At 67.9% G+C, this 15,733-nt stretch carries 14 protein-coding genes; 4 read left to right on the top strand and 10 right to left on the bottom strand.

What is annotated here, in order from left to right:
* Positions 1-5 precede the first annotated feature (5 nt).
* Both ABZ664_RS24605 and ABZ664_RS24600 read right to left on the bottom strand, forming a co-directional pair.
* Positions 6-1,541 carry a hypothetical protein gene (locus ABZ664_RS24605; protein WP_362514322.1) on the bottom strand — a complete coding sequence of 512 codons (1,536 nt, stop codon included), beginning with the start codon at positions 1,539-1,541 and terminating at the stop codon, positions 6-8.
* A gap of 160 nt (positions 1,542-1,701) precedes the next feature.
* Positions 1,702-2,790, bottom strand: coding sequence for a site-2 protease family protein (locus ABZ664_RS24600; protein WP_362514395.1), 1,089 nt, complete (start codon positions 2,788-2,790; stop codon positions 1,702-1,704).
* A 169-nt stretch (positions 2,791-2,959) separates the two neighbouring features.
* Between ABZ664_RS24600 and ABZ664_RS24595 the strand changes: the two genes are divergently transcribed.
* From ABZ664_RS24595 to ABZ664_RS24585, 3 genes are all read left to right on the top strand, one after another.
* Positions 2,960-3,838, top strand: coding sequence for a RecB family exonuclease (locus ABZ664_RS24595; RefSeq protein ID WP_362514319.1), 879 nt, complete (start codon positions 2,960-2,962; stop codon positions 3,836-3,838).
* A 206-nt stretch (positions 3,839-4,044) separates the two neighbouring features.
* On the top strand, positions 4,045-5,310 hold the full coding sequence (locus ABZ664_RS24590) for a histidine kinase (protein ID WP_362514314.1): 1,266 nt from the start codon (positions 4,045-4,047) through the stop codon (positions 5,308-5,310).
* Positions 5,310-5,993 carry a response regulator transcription factor gene (locus tag ABZ664_RS24585; protein ID WP_362514311.1) on the top strand — a complete coding sequence of 228 codons (684 nt, stop codon included), beginning with the start codon at positions 5,310-5,312 and terminating at the stop codon, positions 5,991-5,993. The genes ABZ664_RS24590 and ABZ664_RS24585 overlap by 1 nt, the downstream gene beginning before the upstream one ends.
* Positions 5,994-6,120: 127 nt before the next feature.
* Here ABZ664_RS24585 and ABZ664_RS24580 read toward each other — a convergent pair whose 3' ends face one another.
* The 8 genes from ABZ664_RS24580 to ABZ664_RS24545 form a co-directional block, all read right to left on the bottom strand.
* Positions 6,121-7,137, bottom strand: coding sequence for a dipeptide ABC transporter ATP-binding protein (locus tag ABZ664_RS24580; RefSeq protein WP_362514308.1), 1,017 nt, complete (start codon positions 7,135-7,137; stop codon positions 6,121-6,123).
* Between the two features lie 56 nt (positions 7,138-7,193).
* Positions 7,194-8,231: an ABC transporter ATP-binding protein gene (locus ABZ664_RS24575; RefSeq protein WP_362514304.1), complete on the bottom strand. Its 1,038-nt coding sequence runs from the start codon at positions 8,229-8,231 to the stop codon at positions 7,194-7,196.
* Positions 8,228-9,241 carry an ABC transporter permease gene (locus tag ABZ664_RS24570; protein ID WP_362514301.1) on the bottom strand — a complete coding sequence of 338 codons (1,014 nt, stop codon included), beginning with the start codon at positions 9,239-9,241 and terminating at the stop codon, positions 8,228-8,230. Before ABZ664_RS24570 ends, ABZ664_RS24575 begins: the two co-directional genes overlap by 4 nt.
* Positions 9,242-9,332: 91 nt before the next feature.
* On the bottom strand, positions 9,333-11,099 hold the full coding sequence (locus ABZ664_RS24565; protein ID WP_362514298.1) for an ABC transporter substrate-binding protein: 1,767 nt from the start codon (positions 11,097-11,099) through the stop codon (positions 9,333-9,335).
* Positions 11,100-11,143: 44 nt separating this feature from the next.
* Positions 11,144-12,145, bottom strand: a complete 1,002-nt coding sequence (locus tag ABZ664_RS24560) for an ABC transporter permease (RefSeq protein ID WP_362514295.1) — start codon at positions 12,143-12,145, stop codon at positions 11,144-11,146.
* 266 nt (positions 12,146-12,411) lie between these two features.
* Entirely contained in the window at positions 12,412-12,951 is a 540-nt protein-coding gene (locus ABZ664_RS24555) for a cellulose synthase (protein WP_362514292.1), read from the bottom strand.
* 203 nt (positions 12,952-13,154) lie between these two features.
* Positions 13,155-13,859 carry an HAD family phosphatase gene (locus ABZ664_RS24550; RefSeq protein ID WP_362514289.1) on the bottom strand — a complete coding sequence of 235 codons (705 nt, stop codon included), beginning with the start codon at positions 13,857-13,859 and terminating at the stop codon, positions 13,155-13,157.
* A 34-nt stretch (positions 13,860-13,893) separates the two neighbouring features.
* The gene (locus ABZ664_RS24545; RefSeq protein ID WP_362514286.1) at positions 13,894-14,454 is read right to left on the bottom strand and encodes a homocysteine S-methyltransferase family protein; all 561 of its coding nucleotides are present in this window, start codon (positions 14,452-14,454) and stop codon (positions 13,894-13,896) included.
* A 360-nt stretch (positions 14,455-14,814) separates the two neighbouring features.
* Between ABZ664_RS24545 and ABZ664_RS24540 the strand changes: the two genes are divergently transcribed.
* Positions 14,815-15,669: a PAC2 family protein gene (locus ABZ664_RS24540; protein WP_350947671.1), complete on the top strand. Its 855-nt coding sequence runs from the start codon at positions 14,815-14,817 to the stop codon at positions 15,667-15,669.
* Positions 15,670-15,733 lie beyond the last annotated feature (64 nt).

Raw genomic sequence — 15,733 nt, 5'->3', positions numbered from 1 at the left:
ACTCCTTACACCGGCGAGTTGCGGGCCCATTTGAACCACTGCGAGGTCGACCGTAGCGGTCCCATCTTCTTGACGAATCCACGCTTCGCCAGGTCGTCCGCTATCTCCTGTGCCGCGATCTGCAGGCCGAGGAAGGTGTCGACGCCGGGGAAGTAGCCGCCGAGCGTGGCCGACCCCGAGGCGTAGAGGGCACCGTCACCGTTGGCCGTCCCCTTCACCTCGAAGTGTCGCTCCACCTCCAGCCTGCCCACCGGGTTGCGGAACGCCCCGCCGTGCTGCAGCAGGTCCGCGAAGATCCGGTGCTCGGCGATGTCGGCCTCGAGGCCCGTGCAGTCGATGATGTAGTCGGACACCGGCTCACGGACGATGCCGTCGCTGCTGCGCACGTAGCTGACGAGCCGCCCGTCGTGGCTCTGCTCCACGCGGTCGACGGTGCCCTGCACGGGGTGGTAGTAGCCGCCGCTGCGGCCCGCCCGCATCTGCTCCTGCCAGCGCCGCCTGAAGGGGGTGTTGGTGCCTCCCATCTCCTTGTACTTCCTCGCCCGGTCGGCGCCCTCCAGCTTGCGCATCTGCGCCTTGAGCTGGCCGCCCCACACCGACTTGGGATAGTTGAAGCCCTGGTAGGCCCAGCCGTCCCCGCCCTTGCGGCGCGACCAGATGTGCGGCCCGTGGGAGCCGCTGACGAACGTGCGGAAGATGTGAATGACCTGGGTCTGCAGGTTGTGTCGCTCCCGGTCGTCGAACAGCCGCTGGAGCACCCGGGAGGCGACGATGCCGCCACCGCGGATGACCACGGTGCCCGGCCGGGTCTTCAGGAACTCGTAGACCTGCTCGTGCGGCTCGTAGGCGTTGACGACGCGCTGGTAGTCACCGTGCTTGGTGCGGAACTCCTGCAGGTCCGGCAGGAACTTCAGACCCGGATAGCCGATCGCGATGTGCACGAAGCGCGACCGGAAGATGATGCGCTTGGTCGGCGCCGCGCCGTCGGGCGGGGTGACCACGGTGAAGTAGCCGCCGCCCGCCCTGCGGCGGACCATCCGCACCTGCCCCTTGACCAGCATGTCCCAGTAGTTGATGCGCTTGGCCTCGCGTTCGAGGTTCTCGAAGACGGTGCCGGCGCGCGGGGTCCAGTAGTCGTTCAGGAGCGGCTCGGTGAGGATCTGCCACAGGTATGACGGATTCTTCTCCTTCCACGCCTCTTCCAGGGCGTAGGAGGGGAAACCCCACAGGTTGTCCGGGCGGGAGGAGGAGTCGGAGCGGATCCGCTCACTCCGGGGGATCTGCGAGCACCTGGTGAGGAACTCGTAGGTCTGCCACGGATGGTCGATGTTGGACACCACCCGCATCTGCGAGGTGGGAACGCCGTAGATCCTGAGGTAGTCGAGCGTCACGAAGGATCCCATGCCACCACCGACCGTGAGGAAGGGGATGTCGTACATGGGGATGCCCGCGGCCGCGACCATCTGATCGGTCCATTCGGGGGCGCCGAGAAGATCCGGCGTCAGATCACCGGCAGGCGCCGGTGTTTGGGGGGGTGCCAATTGACGTCCCTTAAGCTACGTGGCCAGCCCATTCGCTGGCCAAAACCCTAGTCCTGGTGAGAGCCGAAGACGAGTGGGACGAACAGGTACGTTCCTCTCCTGTCATCCCCTGTCATCGGCGAGTATCCAGTGAGACGCCTGTAAACCACCTGTGGTTCGCTTAAACCCCGCTGAACACGCGGTTCACATCCGAGGTCGCGAGCACGCCGAAGATCTCGCCGCCACGCTCCACCAGGAGATACTCCCCGGCCGGGGCTTCGCGCATGGCGTCGATCAGCGGCTCCCCCTCCAGGTCCGCGGCCAGCACCAGCGACGGCTCCAGGCTGCGCGCGAGCGAACCCGCCGTCACCCAGGGGCGACGGCTCTCCGGGGTGGACTCCACCGCGACCTCGTTGACGATGCCCGTGGGATGACCCTCGTGGTCGACCACCACCATCGCCCCCGCCTGTGCCTCCGCGGCCCGCCGCAGGGCCTCGGCCAGCGGCACGTCGCCGGTCACCGCGATGGCCCGCCTGGCGAGGGCGCGGGCGTTGACCTCGGGGATCCGGGCCCGTACGCGGGCGCCGCGCAGCGACTGGGTGGCGCCGAACCAGATGAAGGCGGCGAGCAACAGCGACCAGATGAGCATCAGGCCCGGTTCCTGCCCGGCCACCAGCGTCAGCCCGACGGGCAGTACGACCAGGGCGATGGCCAGCACCCGGCCAGCCCAGGCCGCCGCGACCGTGCCGGAGAGCGGCTTGCGGGTGATCTTCCAGACGCCCGCCCGCAGCATGCGCCCGCCGTCGAGCGGCAGCCCCGGGAGCAGATTGAAGATCCCGACCATCAGGTTGGCGAGCCAGAGCTGGAAGACCAGGACGCCGGCGATCGTGCCGGGGTCGATGACGTAGGAGGCGGCGAATCCGATCGCGGCCAGCCCGAGCGAGAGCAGCGGCCCGGCGAAGGCCACCATGAACTCCCTGCCCGGGGTCTCCGGCTCGCGCTCGATCTCCGAGACACCGCCGAGCAGGTAGAGCGTGATGCGCCGTACCGGCAGGCCGTACATCCTGGCCACCACGCAATGTGCCAGCTCGTGCAGGAGCACCGAGACGTACAGCAGCACCGCGAAGACGAACGCGACGACATAGGTGAGCGGGATGCTCAGATCGGGCAGCCTGTAGGCCACCACGCTCTGGAACGAGTAGGTGATGAACGCCGCCACGATGAACCAGGTCGGCGAGACGTAGATCGGGATGCCGAACGGGCGGCCCATCAGCAGCCCTGGATTGTCCTGGCGTGGGCTGTCGCTGCTCACCGCTGCTTCACCATTTCCTCGTTCAATCCACCCTCAGTCCTCGATGGTACGCGCCATCGGGCCTCCGGTAGACGCCACGGGGGCACCTCGGGCACAAACTGTCGTCACCGTGACCTACAGTGCGGTCATGTCACCGACCGAGCCCACGATCGTCGGAGCCCTGTCGCCGTCGCGCGCGGGTGACTTCATGACGTGCCCACTGCTCTACCGCTTCCGGGTGATCGACCGGCTTCCCGAGCCGCCGTCGCCCGCCGCGGTGCGCGGCACGATGGTCCACTCGGTGCTGGAACGCCTGTACGACCTTCCCGCCCCGCAGCGCACGGTCTCCGCGGCCCACGACCTGCTGGAGCCCCAATGGCACAGGCTCCAGCAGGAGGATCCCTCCTACGCCGGGATGTTCACCGGCGACGACGACCGCGCCGAGTGGCTGGCCCAGGCCCGCGTCATGCTGGAGCGTTACTTCACCCTTGAGGACCCCACCTGTCTGGAGCCCGCGGAGCGGGAACTCTACGTGGAGGCGGTGCTCGGCAGCGGCCTGATGCTGCGGGGTTACATCGACCGGCTGGACGTGGCGCCCACCGGTGAGGTCCGCGTCGTCGACTACAAGACCGGCAGCGCCCCGGGTCCCGCCTTCGAGGCCAAGGCGCTGTTCCAGATGAAGTTCTACGCGCTGGTCCTGTGGCGGTTGCGCGGCTCGGTGCCCCGCATGCTCCAGCTGATGTACCTCGGGGGCGGCGGAGAGGTCCTGCGCTACACCCCCGACGAAGCCGACCTGCTGGCCACCGAGCGCAAGGTCCAGGCCCTGTGGCAGGCGATCGAGCGCGCGCTGGAGACCGGCGAGTGGCGCTCCAGGCCCAGCAGGTTGTGCGACTGGTGCAGCTACAAGGACCTGTGCCCGGAGTTCGGCGGCACTCCCCCGCCCGTTCCCGAGCGGCAGCCGGGCGACACCGTGCGCAGCAACCGGCGGTCCGCCAAGATCTCGAGGGCGGCCACCGACGAGCTGTAGTGACCGTGGTGGCGGCGCCGGAAGCCCTTCCGGCGTTCTCCCCCGCGCTCTTCGACCCGGCCTCACCGCGCTCCCCGCTCCGGTTCCCGGGTGGGTCTCTCCGCGTGGCCTTCCTGCTGTTTCGCGGAGCGGATCCTTCGTGGGGATGAGGGTGATATCCGCCTCTGGCAGGGTGGCGCCGGTGGAAGGGCGCCTACATTGATTGTGTGCGCGACACCATCGGCAGCCTGCGGACGTGGTTCCACGGGCACCCGCTGATTCCCGACGTGATCTTCGGTGGAGCGCTGGCCGCCGCCTCGGTCCCCTTCGCCCACGTGGCCCACGTCTTCGGTGATCCCGACCGTCTGAGGGAGCCCGACGCGATGGGCCTCGGCCTGATCGTGGCGGGCTGCCTGTCGGTGGCACTGCGCGGCCACCGGCCGTTCCTGATGCTCTTCCTGGTCTGCGTGGCAGAGGTCACGCTGACCTCCACGGGACGCAACCCCTCCCTGCTCTGGCTCGTCACCCTGGTGCTGGTCTACACGATCGCCGGCCGGCGCGGCCTGGCTCTCAGCCTGTGCGCCCCGGCGCTCGCCCTCGCCGGTCACCTCCTGTCGGCGGCGGCGGGGGGTCGGCTCGGCGAGTGGAGCGGCCATCTACTGATGGCCGTCTTCACCGTCTCCCTGTGGATCGCGGGCCGGAGCGTGCTGCTGCGCCGGGCCTACCAGGCGGAGCTGCGCGACCGGGCGCGGCGCATGGAACGCGTCAGGGAGGCCGACACCCGGGCGGCGAGGGCCGAGGAGCGCTCCCGCATCGCCCGCGAGCTTCACGACGTGGTCGCCCACCATGTGAGCGTGATGACCGTCCAGGCCGCCGCGGCGCGCCGGGTGATGGCCGGCAACCCCGAGGGGGCGAGAGAGGCGCTGTCGGCGATCGAGGAGCTCGGCCGGACGGCGATGGCGGAGATGCGCAGCATGGTGGGCGTGCTCAGGACCGAGGGGGCCCTCGTCGAGCGCAGCCCGCAGCCGGGGGTGCGTGAGATCCCCGCCCTGGTCGACCAGATGCGCGAGGCGGGGCTGCGGACGCAGCTGTGCATCGAGGACGAGCGGGCCACCCCGGAGACGGCAGGAGCGGCGGAGGCGGCGGGGACGGCAGGAGCGACAGGGACGGCGAGAACGGCGAGAACGCTGCCTCCCGGTGTCGACCTGGCCGCGTACAGGCTCGTCCAGGAGGCCCTCACCAACAGCCTGCGGCACGCGGGGCCGCAGGCACGGGCCTGGGTGAGGGTGCGGCACGAACCGGGCGGACTGGCCATCCAGGTCGAGGACGACGGCCTCGGCCCGCAGGCGCGCGAGGATGACGCGGAGGCGACCGGGCACGGATTGGCGGGTATTCGCGAGCGTGTCGCCCTCTATGGTGGACTTCTGAGGATCGGCCCGCGCGACGGGGGCGGATTCGAGGTCAATGCCCGGTTTCCCCTCAAGGACACGTGATGACGATCAGGGTGCTGCTGGTGGACGACCAGCCACTGCTGCGCACCGGCTTCCGCCTGATCCTGGAGGCCGAGGCCGATCTCACCGTGGTCGGCGAGGCCGGAGACGGCAAGGCGGCACAGGACCAGTCGCGGGCGCTGCTGCCCGACGTGGTGCTGATGGACGTCCGGATGCCGGGGGTGGACGGCATCGAGGCGACCCGCAGGATCGTGCGGGAGGCCACCGTGGGCGCGCACGTGCCGCGGGTGCTGGTGCTGACGACCTTCGACCTCGACGAGTACATCGTGGAGGCGCTGCGCGCCGGGGCGAGCGGGTTCCTGCTGAAGGACGTCCCGCCCGAGGAACTGGTGCAGGCCATCCGGGTGGTGGCGGCGGGCGACGCCATCGTCGCGCCGAGCGTCACCAGGCGGCTGCTGGACAAGTTCGGCGCGCACCTGCCCTCGGTGCACCAGCAGTCGACCCCCGCGCGCCTTGACCGGCTGACCGAGCGCGAACTGGAGGTGCTCCGGTTGATCGCCAAGGGCATGTCCAACGCGGAGATCGCCGCCGAACTGGTGGTGAGCGAGACGACGGTGAAGACCCACGTCGGCAACGTGCTCACCAAGCTGGGCCTGCGCGACCGCGTCCAGGCCGTCGTCCTGGCGTACGAGACCGGTCTGATCACGCCGGGCGCGCTTCCCTGACGCCCCTCACACGCCCGCGCCGGTCCTGGCCGCCCCTCACACGCTCGCGCGAAGGCGCCAGGGGCGCCCGGTCGCGCGGGCCCTCACGCACCCGCCCGCGCGGCGTACGGGAGCGCGGCGAGTGCGGTCAGCTCGAGACGGCCTGCAGAGGCGGTTGCTCCGTGGAGGCGTTCTCCGGGAAGTGGCAGGCGACCTGGTGCCCCGGGGCCAGTGTCTCCAGTGGCGGTTCCACCGTCTTGCAGATCTCCTGGGCCTTCCAGCACCGAGTGTGGAACCGGCAGGCGGGCGGCGGGTTGAGCGGGCTGGGCACGTCGCCCTGGAGGCGGATGCGCTCACGGTCCCTGCGCCGGGCCGGGTCGGGGACGGGCACCGCGGACATCAGCGCGGTGGTGTATGGGTGCATGGGCGACTCGTACAGGTCCTTGCGGTCGGCCAACTCGACGATCTTGCCGAGATACATGACCGCGACCCGGTCGCTGATGTGCCGGACCACCGACAGGTCGTGCGCGATGACCACGTAGGTCAGGTCGAGCTCGTCCTGCAGGTCCTCCAGGAGGTTGACCACCTGTGCCTGGATCGACACGTCCAGCGCGGAGACCGGCTCGTCGGCGATGATGAGCTTGGGCTTGAGTGCGAGCGTGCGGGCGATGCCGATGCGCTGGCGCTGGCCGCCGGAGAACTCGTGCGGGTAGCGGTTGTAGTGCTCGGGGTTGAGCCCGACCAGCTCCAGGATCTCCTGGACCGCCTTCTTGGTGCCCTGCTCGGTCTGGATCCCCTGGATGCGGAACGGCGCGCCGACGATGGCGCCGACCGTGTGGCGGGGGTTGAGCGAGGAGTAGGGGTCCTGGAAGATGATCTGCACGTCGCGCCGGAGCGGCCGGATCTTGGACTGCGACATGTGGGTGATGTCGTGTCCCTCGAAGACGATCTTTCCGCCGGTCGGCTCGATGAGCCTGGTGATCATGCGCCCCGTCGTGGTCTTGCCGCAGCCGGACTCGCCCACCAGGCCGAGGGTCTCACCCTTCAAGACGTCGAAGCTGATCCCGTCGACCGCTTTGACCGCACCGACCTGGCGTTTGAGCAGGCCCTTGGTCACCGGGAAGTGCTTCTCCAGCCCTTGCACTGACAGAATTGGCTCGGTCACAGACTTTCCGTTCGTCGAACGCACGGCCTGGGCAACGGGTGTGTCGGCTCGCTCGCTCACGATGACCCCAGGTTCGCTTTGATCTCGTTCTCCCAGATGTCCCGCCTGACCTCACGGGGCAGGTGGCACCGGACCAGATGGCCGCCCTCGCCCTCGATCAGCTCGGGCACCTCGGTGTTCGCCCTTCCGCCGGTACGGTCGGCGTATTCGCAGCGCGGGTGGAAGGCACACCCGGCGGGCACGTTGATCAGGGAGGGAGGAGTGCCCTTGATCGGCAGCAGCCGTTCGGTCCGCTCCCTGTCCAGACGTGGCATCGATCCCAGCAGACCCCAGGTGTAGGGATGCTCCGGCCGCTCGAAGATGCTCTCCGACGTGCCGTACTCGATGCCCTTGCCGCCGTACATCACCAGGATGTCGTCCGACAGCTCCGCGACGACACCCAGGTCGTGGGTGATGACGATCAGCGCGGCGTTGAAGTCACGCTGCAGGTCGCGCATCAGGTCCAGGATCTGCGCCTGTACCGTCACGTCGAGGGCCGTGGTCGGCTCGTCCGCGATGAGGAGCTCCGGGTCGCAGGAGAGCGCCATGGCGATCATCGCGCGCTGGCGCATGCCGCCGGAGAACTCGTGCGGATAGCTGTCGACGCGCCTGTCCGGCTGCGGGATGCCCACCCGGCCCAGCATGTCGATGGCGTGCTTGCGCGCGACCTTCTTGCTGACCTGATTGTGGATCCGGTACGCCTCCACGATCTGCGCGCCCACCGTGTAGAAGGGGTGCATCGCCGAGAGCGGATCCTGGAAGATCATCGCCATCTTCTTGCCGCGCAACGTCCTGACGTGGTCGGCCGAGGCGGTGACGAGTTCCTCACCGTCCAGCCAGATCTCGCCGGAGATCTTCGCCCTTCCTCCCTTGTGCAGGCCGAGGATGCCCAGCGAGGTGACACTCTTGCCGGATCCGGACTCGCCCACGATGCCGAGCGTCTTGCCGCGCTCCAGCTGGAAGGAGAGCCCGTCCACGGACTTGACGAGGCCGTCGTCCGTCGGGAAGTGGATCCGCAGGTCCCTCAGTTCGAGAAAGCTCGACGGAGCGCTCATCCAAGCCTCACCCTCGGGTCGACCACCGCGTACAGCAGGTCGACGATCAGACTGGCCAGCACGACGAAGAGCGCCGCGACCATGGTGACACCCATGATCTTCGGAAGGTCGTTCGTCACGATGGCCTGGACGGCGTAGTCGCCGATGCCCTTCAAGGAGAACGTGCTCTCGGTGAGCACCGCGCCACCGAGCAGCAGGCCGAGGTCCAGACCGAAGATCGTCAGGATGGGTGTCAGCGCGGCGCGCAGCCCGTGCTTGACGACCACCCTGGACTCGCGCATGCCCTTGGCCCTGGCCGTGCGAATGTAGTCCTCGCTCATGGTCTCCAGCATTCCCGCCCTGGTCAGACGCGCATAGGACGCGGCGTAGAGGAACGCGAGTGTGATCCATGGCAGGAGGAGGTTGTAGGCCCACTGCGCTGGATTCTCAAAAAACGGCGTGAAACTGCCACCCGGCGCGGTGATGCCCAACCCGTAACTGAAGACGACGAGGGAGACGATGCCGGTGAAGAAGATCGGCAGAGAGACCCCGGCGAGCGCGATGCTCATCGCCGCCCGGTCGAAGATCGTGCCTTTTCTCAGCGCCGACAGCACGCCCGTCGCGACGCCGCCGAGCAACCAGATCACCGAGGCGCCCAGTGCGAGCGAGAGGGTCACCGGGATGCGTTCCACCAGGTCGGGCCAGACAGGCTGTCTCCTGATGAAGGAGTAGCCGAAACAGGGGGCGGGGCACTCCTCGATGGAGGCGCCGGTGTCGAACTCCGAGCCGACGAAGACGCCTGAGATCCAGCGGCCGTACTGCACGGGAACCGGGTCGTTGAACCCGAGTTTCTCCGCCGTGACCGCGATCATCTCCGAGTCCGCGGACCTGCCCATGTAACGGCTGGCGAAGTCCTCGGCCGTGGCACCCGCGATGCGGGGAATCACAAAGAAGATCGAGAACGTGACCATGCTCACGATGACGAGCATGAGCAGCGCGCCGACCAGGCGGCGGATGATGTAAGTGACCACAGTCCCCCCGGCTCCAGGGGCCGGCCCAGCGGGCCGGCCCCTTCAAGCCTCGACTAACCGAACTCGACTAACCGAACTGGATTTCCGACGCTTACTGGACACCCAGGTTCAGGTAGTCGTACATGTCGAACGCACCGGTGACGAAGACGTTCGTCGCCCCCTGGGGACGGACGAGGACGCCCTTGGACCAGACCGAGGGCAGCACGTAGGCCTGCTCCATCACCCTCTGGTCGATCTCGCCCCAGATCGCGTCACGCTTGGCGACGTCGTTCTCCTGGAGTGCCTGATCGATCTTCGCGTCGATTTCCTTGTCCTTGATGCTGAGGTTGTAGTTACCGCCCGACTCACGGATGGTACGGCTGTCGACGATCTGCGACATGAAGCCGAAGCCGTCGTTCCAGTCGGCGCCCCAGCCGTTGGTGGCCAGGCCGACGCCGTTCTTCTTCACGAAGTCCGGCTTGCCGGCGTAGAGCGCGAAGTAGTCACCGGTGGGGTAACCCTTCAGCGTCAGCTTGATGCCGGCCTTGGCCAGCGCCTGCTGGAGCGACTCGGCGGTCGCCTTCTCCTTCGGGCGGTCGGCGCGGTAGGCCATGGTGGTCTCGAAACCCTCGGGCTTGCCGCACGCGGTGAGGGCCTCCTTGGCCTTCTCCACGTCGCCGGTGCCGGTCGGGTAGAGGTCCAGCTTCTTCCAGCCTCCGATCGACGGCGGCATCAGACCGGTCGCGATGTCACCACCGGCGAACTCACCGCCGTAGGCGTTCTGCAGGCCCACCCGGTCGGCGGCGAAGATGATCGCCCTGCGGCAGTCCACGTTGTCCAGCGGGGCCACGTCGGAGATGATCGAGGTGTACCAGGTGCGGGCGCCGGTGGGGTTGTCCGATCGGGCCTTCAGCGTCGGGTCGCCCAGCACGCGGCCGAGCGCGGCGGGCTGGACGCCCGAGCCGGCGAGGTCGATGTGCAGGTCGCCGGAGATGATCCGGTTGTCCAGGTCGTCGGCGTTGACGCCGAGGGAGATCTCGTAGCTGTCCGGCAGCGCCTTGCGGATCGGGTCGGTCGCCGGGTCCCAGTGCTCGTTGCGGACCAGGGTGTACTGCTTGCCCGCCTCGACCTTGTCGAACTTGTAGGGACCGGAGGCGATCACGTGATCACGGTACTTGACGCCGGTGTCCTTGGCCTGAGGGACCGGGATCGTGCCGGGCAGCGCCGCGAAGTTGTCGAAGCCCGCGTAGGCCTTCTTCAGGTGGAAGACGATCGTCTGGTCGTCCGGCGTCTCGATCGCGGAGTCGGTGTTGACGTCCGGAGTCTTGTAGACGCTCTTGAAGTCCTTCGGCAGGTCCAGCCAGTCGTTGAAGTACGTCGGGCCGTTGACCAGGGTCTCCTTGTCCATGGACCGCAGGACCGCGTACTTGACGTCCTTGGACGTGATCGGCGTGCCGTCCTCGAACTTCAAGCCGGCGCGAAGCTTGTAGGTCCAGGTCTTGTTGTCGTCACTCGACTCGCCCAGGCTCTCGGCCAGGTCGGGGGAGAGCTTGCGGCCCTCGGCGCCGGGGGCCGGGGTGTAGGTCACCAGCGAACGGCCGTAGATCCGGACGAGGTTCCAGGAGAGCGCGTAGTAGGTGTCACCGGGGTCCACCGAGTCCCAGTCCTCGGAGATGGCCATCTTCAGGACGCCACCCTTCTTGTCGGAAGGGTTGAACACCGCCTCGAGTCCGGCGTTGAACGCGTCCGCGGCCGCCGGCGCGCCCGACGAACCGTCGGCCGGCTTCGTCTCGCCGCCGCCACCGCCACCGCAGGCGGAGAGCCCCAGGGAGAGAGCGGCACCCGCGGCCGCGAAGGCCACTGCGGATCTCTTGTTCATTTACTTGCACCCCTTGTTAATCCGGGAGAACGGGAGGTTGAAGGTCAGCGGGACGCTTTCGGGTCGAGGGCATCGCGCAGCCCGTCGCCGAAGAGGTTGAAAGCCAGCACCGTGATAAAGATCGCCATGCCAGGAAAGAACATGAAATGCGGCACGTTATAAAACTTCACCGCTTGTGAGAGCATGCCTCCCCAGGTCGCCGTGGGCGCCTGGATACCGACTCCCAGGAACGAGAGCGCGGCCTCGAACAGGACGTTCGTGGGAATGAGCAGCGTCGCGTAGATGAGGATCGGCGCGATCAGGTTCGGCAGGATCTCCCGGAACAGGATGTACGGTCCGCGGGCGCCCAGGCTGCGGGCGGCGTCGACGAACTCGCGTTCCCTCAGTGACAGTGTCTGGCCTCTGATGATCCTGCCGATGTAGGGCCAGTTGAAGAAGCCGATCACGAAGATCAGCAGGCCGATGCGCAACGTGTCGCCCGTCACGCCGAGGCTCTGCTCGAACTGGCCGAGGACACCGACCAGGGCCATCGCGAAGACGAGAAGGGGGAAGGCGAGGAAGACGTCCATCGTGCGGCTGATCAGGGTGTCGACCCAGCCGCCGAAGTAACCGGCCATCACTCCCATGACGGTGCCGATGACCACCGAGAGCACGGTGGCGAGGACCGCGATCAGCAGCGAGATCCGTGCTCCGTAGACCACCCTGCTGAAAAGGTCGCGGCCGTTGACCGGCTCCACCCCGAACAGGAAGTCCCCACTGATGCCCGTACCGCCCTGGGGGGTCATGGTGGAGGTGTCGATCATCTCCTGGTGGAACTCGTTCGGCGGGTGGCCGAACACGTCCACGATCAGCGGAGCGAATATCGCGGTGAGGATCAGCAGGACGACCACGCCGGCGCCGGCAAGCGCGACCTTGTCGCGCTTCAGACGCATCCATGCGATCTGTCCGAGCGATCGGCCTTGGATGGCTTTCACGCCCGCTCCCGCGAGCACTGCCTCCGGCGGGACCTCGGGAGCCTTACCGGGGGCGTCGAGCGGTGCGGTCATACAGTTGGCCCCCTGGATCCCAGACGACGTCGTCCGTTAACGCGTTCCCCGGGTCGGGGTAGCGCGCCGTTAGTCTACGGGCCGTTATTAGTGGTCCCGAGGGCAGAATCTATGGGCTGAACTGCGCTGACCAGTCCCCTGAGGCGCTATGTGGCTCAACTGTGATTCACGCGAAATTCATTCGTTTTGATCTTGAAGGTAATGTCCGGACGCCGTTCCGCTTCTGTCTCGGATTCGTGACATTGAAATGAGACGCTTACGCAGCGTCACCCGATCCCGTGACGCTTGAGGATGTCCTCGACATCGGAGAAGTCGTCATCGGCGGCCGGCTTCGCCGCGGGCTTCGATCCGGCGGCCCGGGACACGGGCGAGGGCGCGGGCGTGCGCTTGGGGAGCGGCTGCGTGGCGGCCGTCGCACCGGGCGTGCCCGATGTCACGGCCTCGCTCCGCACCGGGGCGCCCGTGGCGGACGCCGGGGATGTCCCGGACGCCGCGGCCTTGAGGCGGCGGCCACGCATGAAACCGGAGATCAGGAAGAGCAGCACGGACAACCCGGTCACCGCCACCCCGGACCACACCACGGGGTTGAACACCAGACCGGTGAGGAACCCGCCGATCGCCGTGCCGATCCGCCACACGGTCGGCAGCGCGCCGGTCAGGTAGGCGGCGACGGGCAACAGCGACCAGGCCACCGCACGCAACCCCGCCGCGGCGCCCCGGCGGCGCATCAGCAGGAAACTCAGCACCAGCCCCACGCCGGTGACCCCGGCGCAGAGCGGCAACCACGCGATCTGTTCGTACGACACAGCGGACCGCCCCTCATATCGGCTTACCCGGATATCCATCCTGGCACGTCGAATCGGGACGGGCCCTCCTTCCTGAGGAGGGATCGCCCCCTAAGGGATACGGCCCGGCTCGCGTGAAATATCAGGGACGACCCCCATCGGACCGTCCCCGGGGAAGCCGTCCGCCCTGTCGGCTACCCGGTGAGGAGTTCTTCGTGGAGGGACTAACCGTCGGAGGTACCTGCGACGGAGGACCCACGGGCGGGTGGCTCGGCGAAGGGCGGCTCGCCGAGGGAGAGCGAACGCAGTACCGCCACGTCGACCTCCAGCAGCGAGCCGACGACGAGGCGGCCGGGCGCGGAGGGAATCGGCAGCACGCTCGGCACCGCCACCACCCGGCAGCCCGCGGCGGTGGCCGACGTCACCCCATTCGGGGAATCCTCCAGGGCGACGCAGCGGGCCGGATCGACACCCAGCAGCCGGGCCCCCGTCAGGTAGGGCTCGGGGTGGGGCTTGGTCTTGGTGACGTGGTCAGCGGTGACCACGTGGTCGAAGTTGTGCTCGCCGATGCTCTTCAGGCACGCCTCGGCGATCGGCCTGGCCGAGGAGGTGACCAGGGCGGTGGCCAGCCCCTCCTCGCGCACCTCCGACAGCAACTCCAAGGCCCCGGGCATCATCTCCACCCCACCCGAGAGCTTGGCGATCATGCCCTCCAGCATCCAGGTCTCCACCTCGGCGCAGCCGGCGTCACCACCGGAGATCCGCAGCATGTAGGCCGCGGTGACCGCCATGGAGCCGCCCACCGTGTTCTCCTGGTGGGCCTCCCCCCACTCGCCGCCGAGTCGTTCCATCACCTCGGTCTCCACCTGAAACCAGATCTTCTCGCTGTCGACGAGAAGCCCGTCCATGTCGAAGAGAACAGCTTCCATTTCCCGTGAATCCTCCTGGCCGATCACACACCGGTCATACGTTGAAATAGTTGGCTTCGGGATGATGGACGATCAGCGCCGACGTCGACTGCTCAGGGGGAGCTGGAACTCCTCCGACAGCTCGACACCGATCCTGGCCGGATCGAGCAGCCCCGTCAGCTGCACCTGGTCCTCCAGGTTGGGGCAGGCCGGATAGCCGAATGAGTATCGAGGGGAGCTTGGTGCCCGGTCCGATGGAGCCGAGCACGAAGCGGGGGCGGCCGGGGGTGGAGTGGGCGTCGGCGGCCTCGCGGGCGACGCGGGCACCGGCCTCGGAATACTCGAAGACACGCTCGGAGATGTGGTATTCGCCGAGAGCTGAAGGATCGGCGCCGAAGGTGTTGGGCTCGACGCGGTCGACCCCCACCTCGAAGTAGGCCTTGCGCACGGCGCGGACGCTGTCGGGGCGTGTGACGTTGAGCACCTCGTTGCAGCCCTCGTGGCCTCGGAAGTCGTCCATGGTGACGTCGTGGGCCTGAAGCGTCGTCCCCATCGTCCCGTCGGCGACCGTCACGCGCTCGGCCAGGACCTCACGGAGAGACGGGCTGCTTGTCATGGGGCAAGCGTACTGGGATCCGTCCGGGCGCTGATTGTTCTTGACAGTGACTGAACTTATCCAATTAATTGCGCTAATTTCCTAAGCATTTCCTTATGTGCTGATGATGGATGATCGCACCATCCCCATCGGTTCCTGCCGCCCCTGCCCGCGCGGGCGATTCCCCGGGGCGCCAAGGGCGCCTCTCTCGGCCGATGGCTGAGAGCCCGGCGAGCCCGGCGGACCCTCGCGAGGATGGTGAGGCTCGGCGCGCGGACCGCAACGTCCTGATCGTCCACACCGCGCCGGGAAGGTGACGTGAAGGCCCCCTCACCACATAGGCTTAGCCGGATAGGGCGTGAGGTGAGAAGGAGGGGGCGCGTGATCGAGATCGAAGGTCTGCCCGAGCTCGTCGACCCGGTGATGATCGCCGCGTTCGAGGGGTGGAACGACGCGGGTGAGGCTTCGAGCGGAGTGATCGCGCATCTGGAGGACGAGTGGAAGGCGACCCCGCTGGTCTCCCTGGACCCGGAGGAATACTACGACTTCCAGATGACCCGCCCGATCGTCGAGATGGGTGAGGGGCTGACGCGCTCCATCACCTGGCCGACCACCAAGCTGTCGGTGGCCAGACCCCCGGGCGTCGACCGCGACGTGGTGCTGCTGCGCGGCATCGAGCCCAACATGCGCTGGCGTGCGTTCTGCGAGGAGATCGTGCTGGTCTGCCGCGAGCTGGGAGTCGAGCTCGCGGTTCTGCTCGGCGCGCTGCTCAACGACTCGCCGCACACCCGCCCGGTGCCGATCGTGGGATCGGCGACCGACGAGGGCCTGGCCAGGGCGATCAACCTGGAGCTGAGCCGCTACGAGGGACCGACGGGCATCGTCGGCGTCCTCCAGCACTCGCTGGGCGCCGCCGGGCTGCACGCCGTGTCGCTGTGGGCCTCGGTGCCCCACTACGTGGCCCAGCCGCCCAACCCGAAGGCCACCATGGCACTGCTCAGCCGGATGGAGGACCTGCTCGACATCCCGATGCCGCTGGGCGAGCTGGCCGAGGAGTCCCGGGCCTGGGAGCACGGTGTCGACGAGCTCGCCTCCCAGGACAGCGAGGTCGCCGAGTACGTCAAGGAGCTCGAGGAGCGCAAGGACGCCGCCGAGCTGCCCGAGGCGAGCGGCGACGCCATCGCCGCCGAGTTCGAGCGCTATCTGCGCCGCCGCGACCGTGACTCCGACGGCTGAACTCACGGCGTACGGTTACCACCGGACGCCCTTTTTCGCCTAGGTTGAATCCAGTTGATCCTGG

The sequence above is a fragment of the Streptosporangium sp. NPDC006930 genome, assembly GCF_040635605.1.
Lineage (GTDB): Bacteria > Actinomycetota > Actinomycetes > Streptosporangiales > Streptosporangiaceae > Streptosporangium.
Note: the sequence above shows the minus strand (reverse complement) of the source record. Positions and strands in the feature narration are given on the sequence as shown.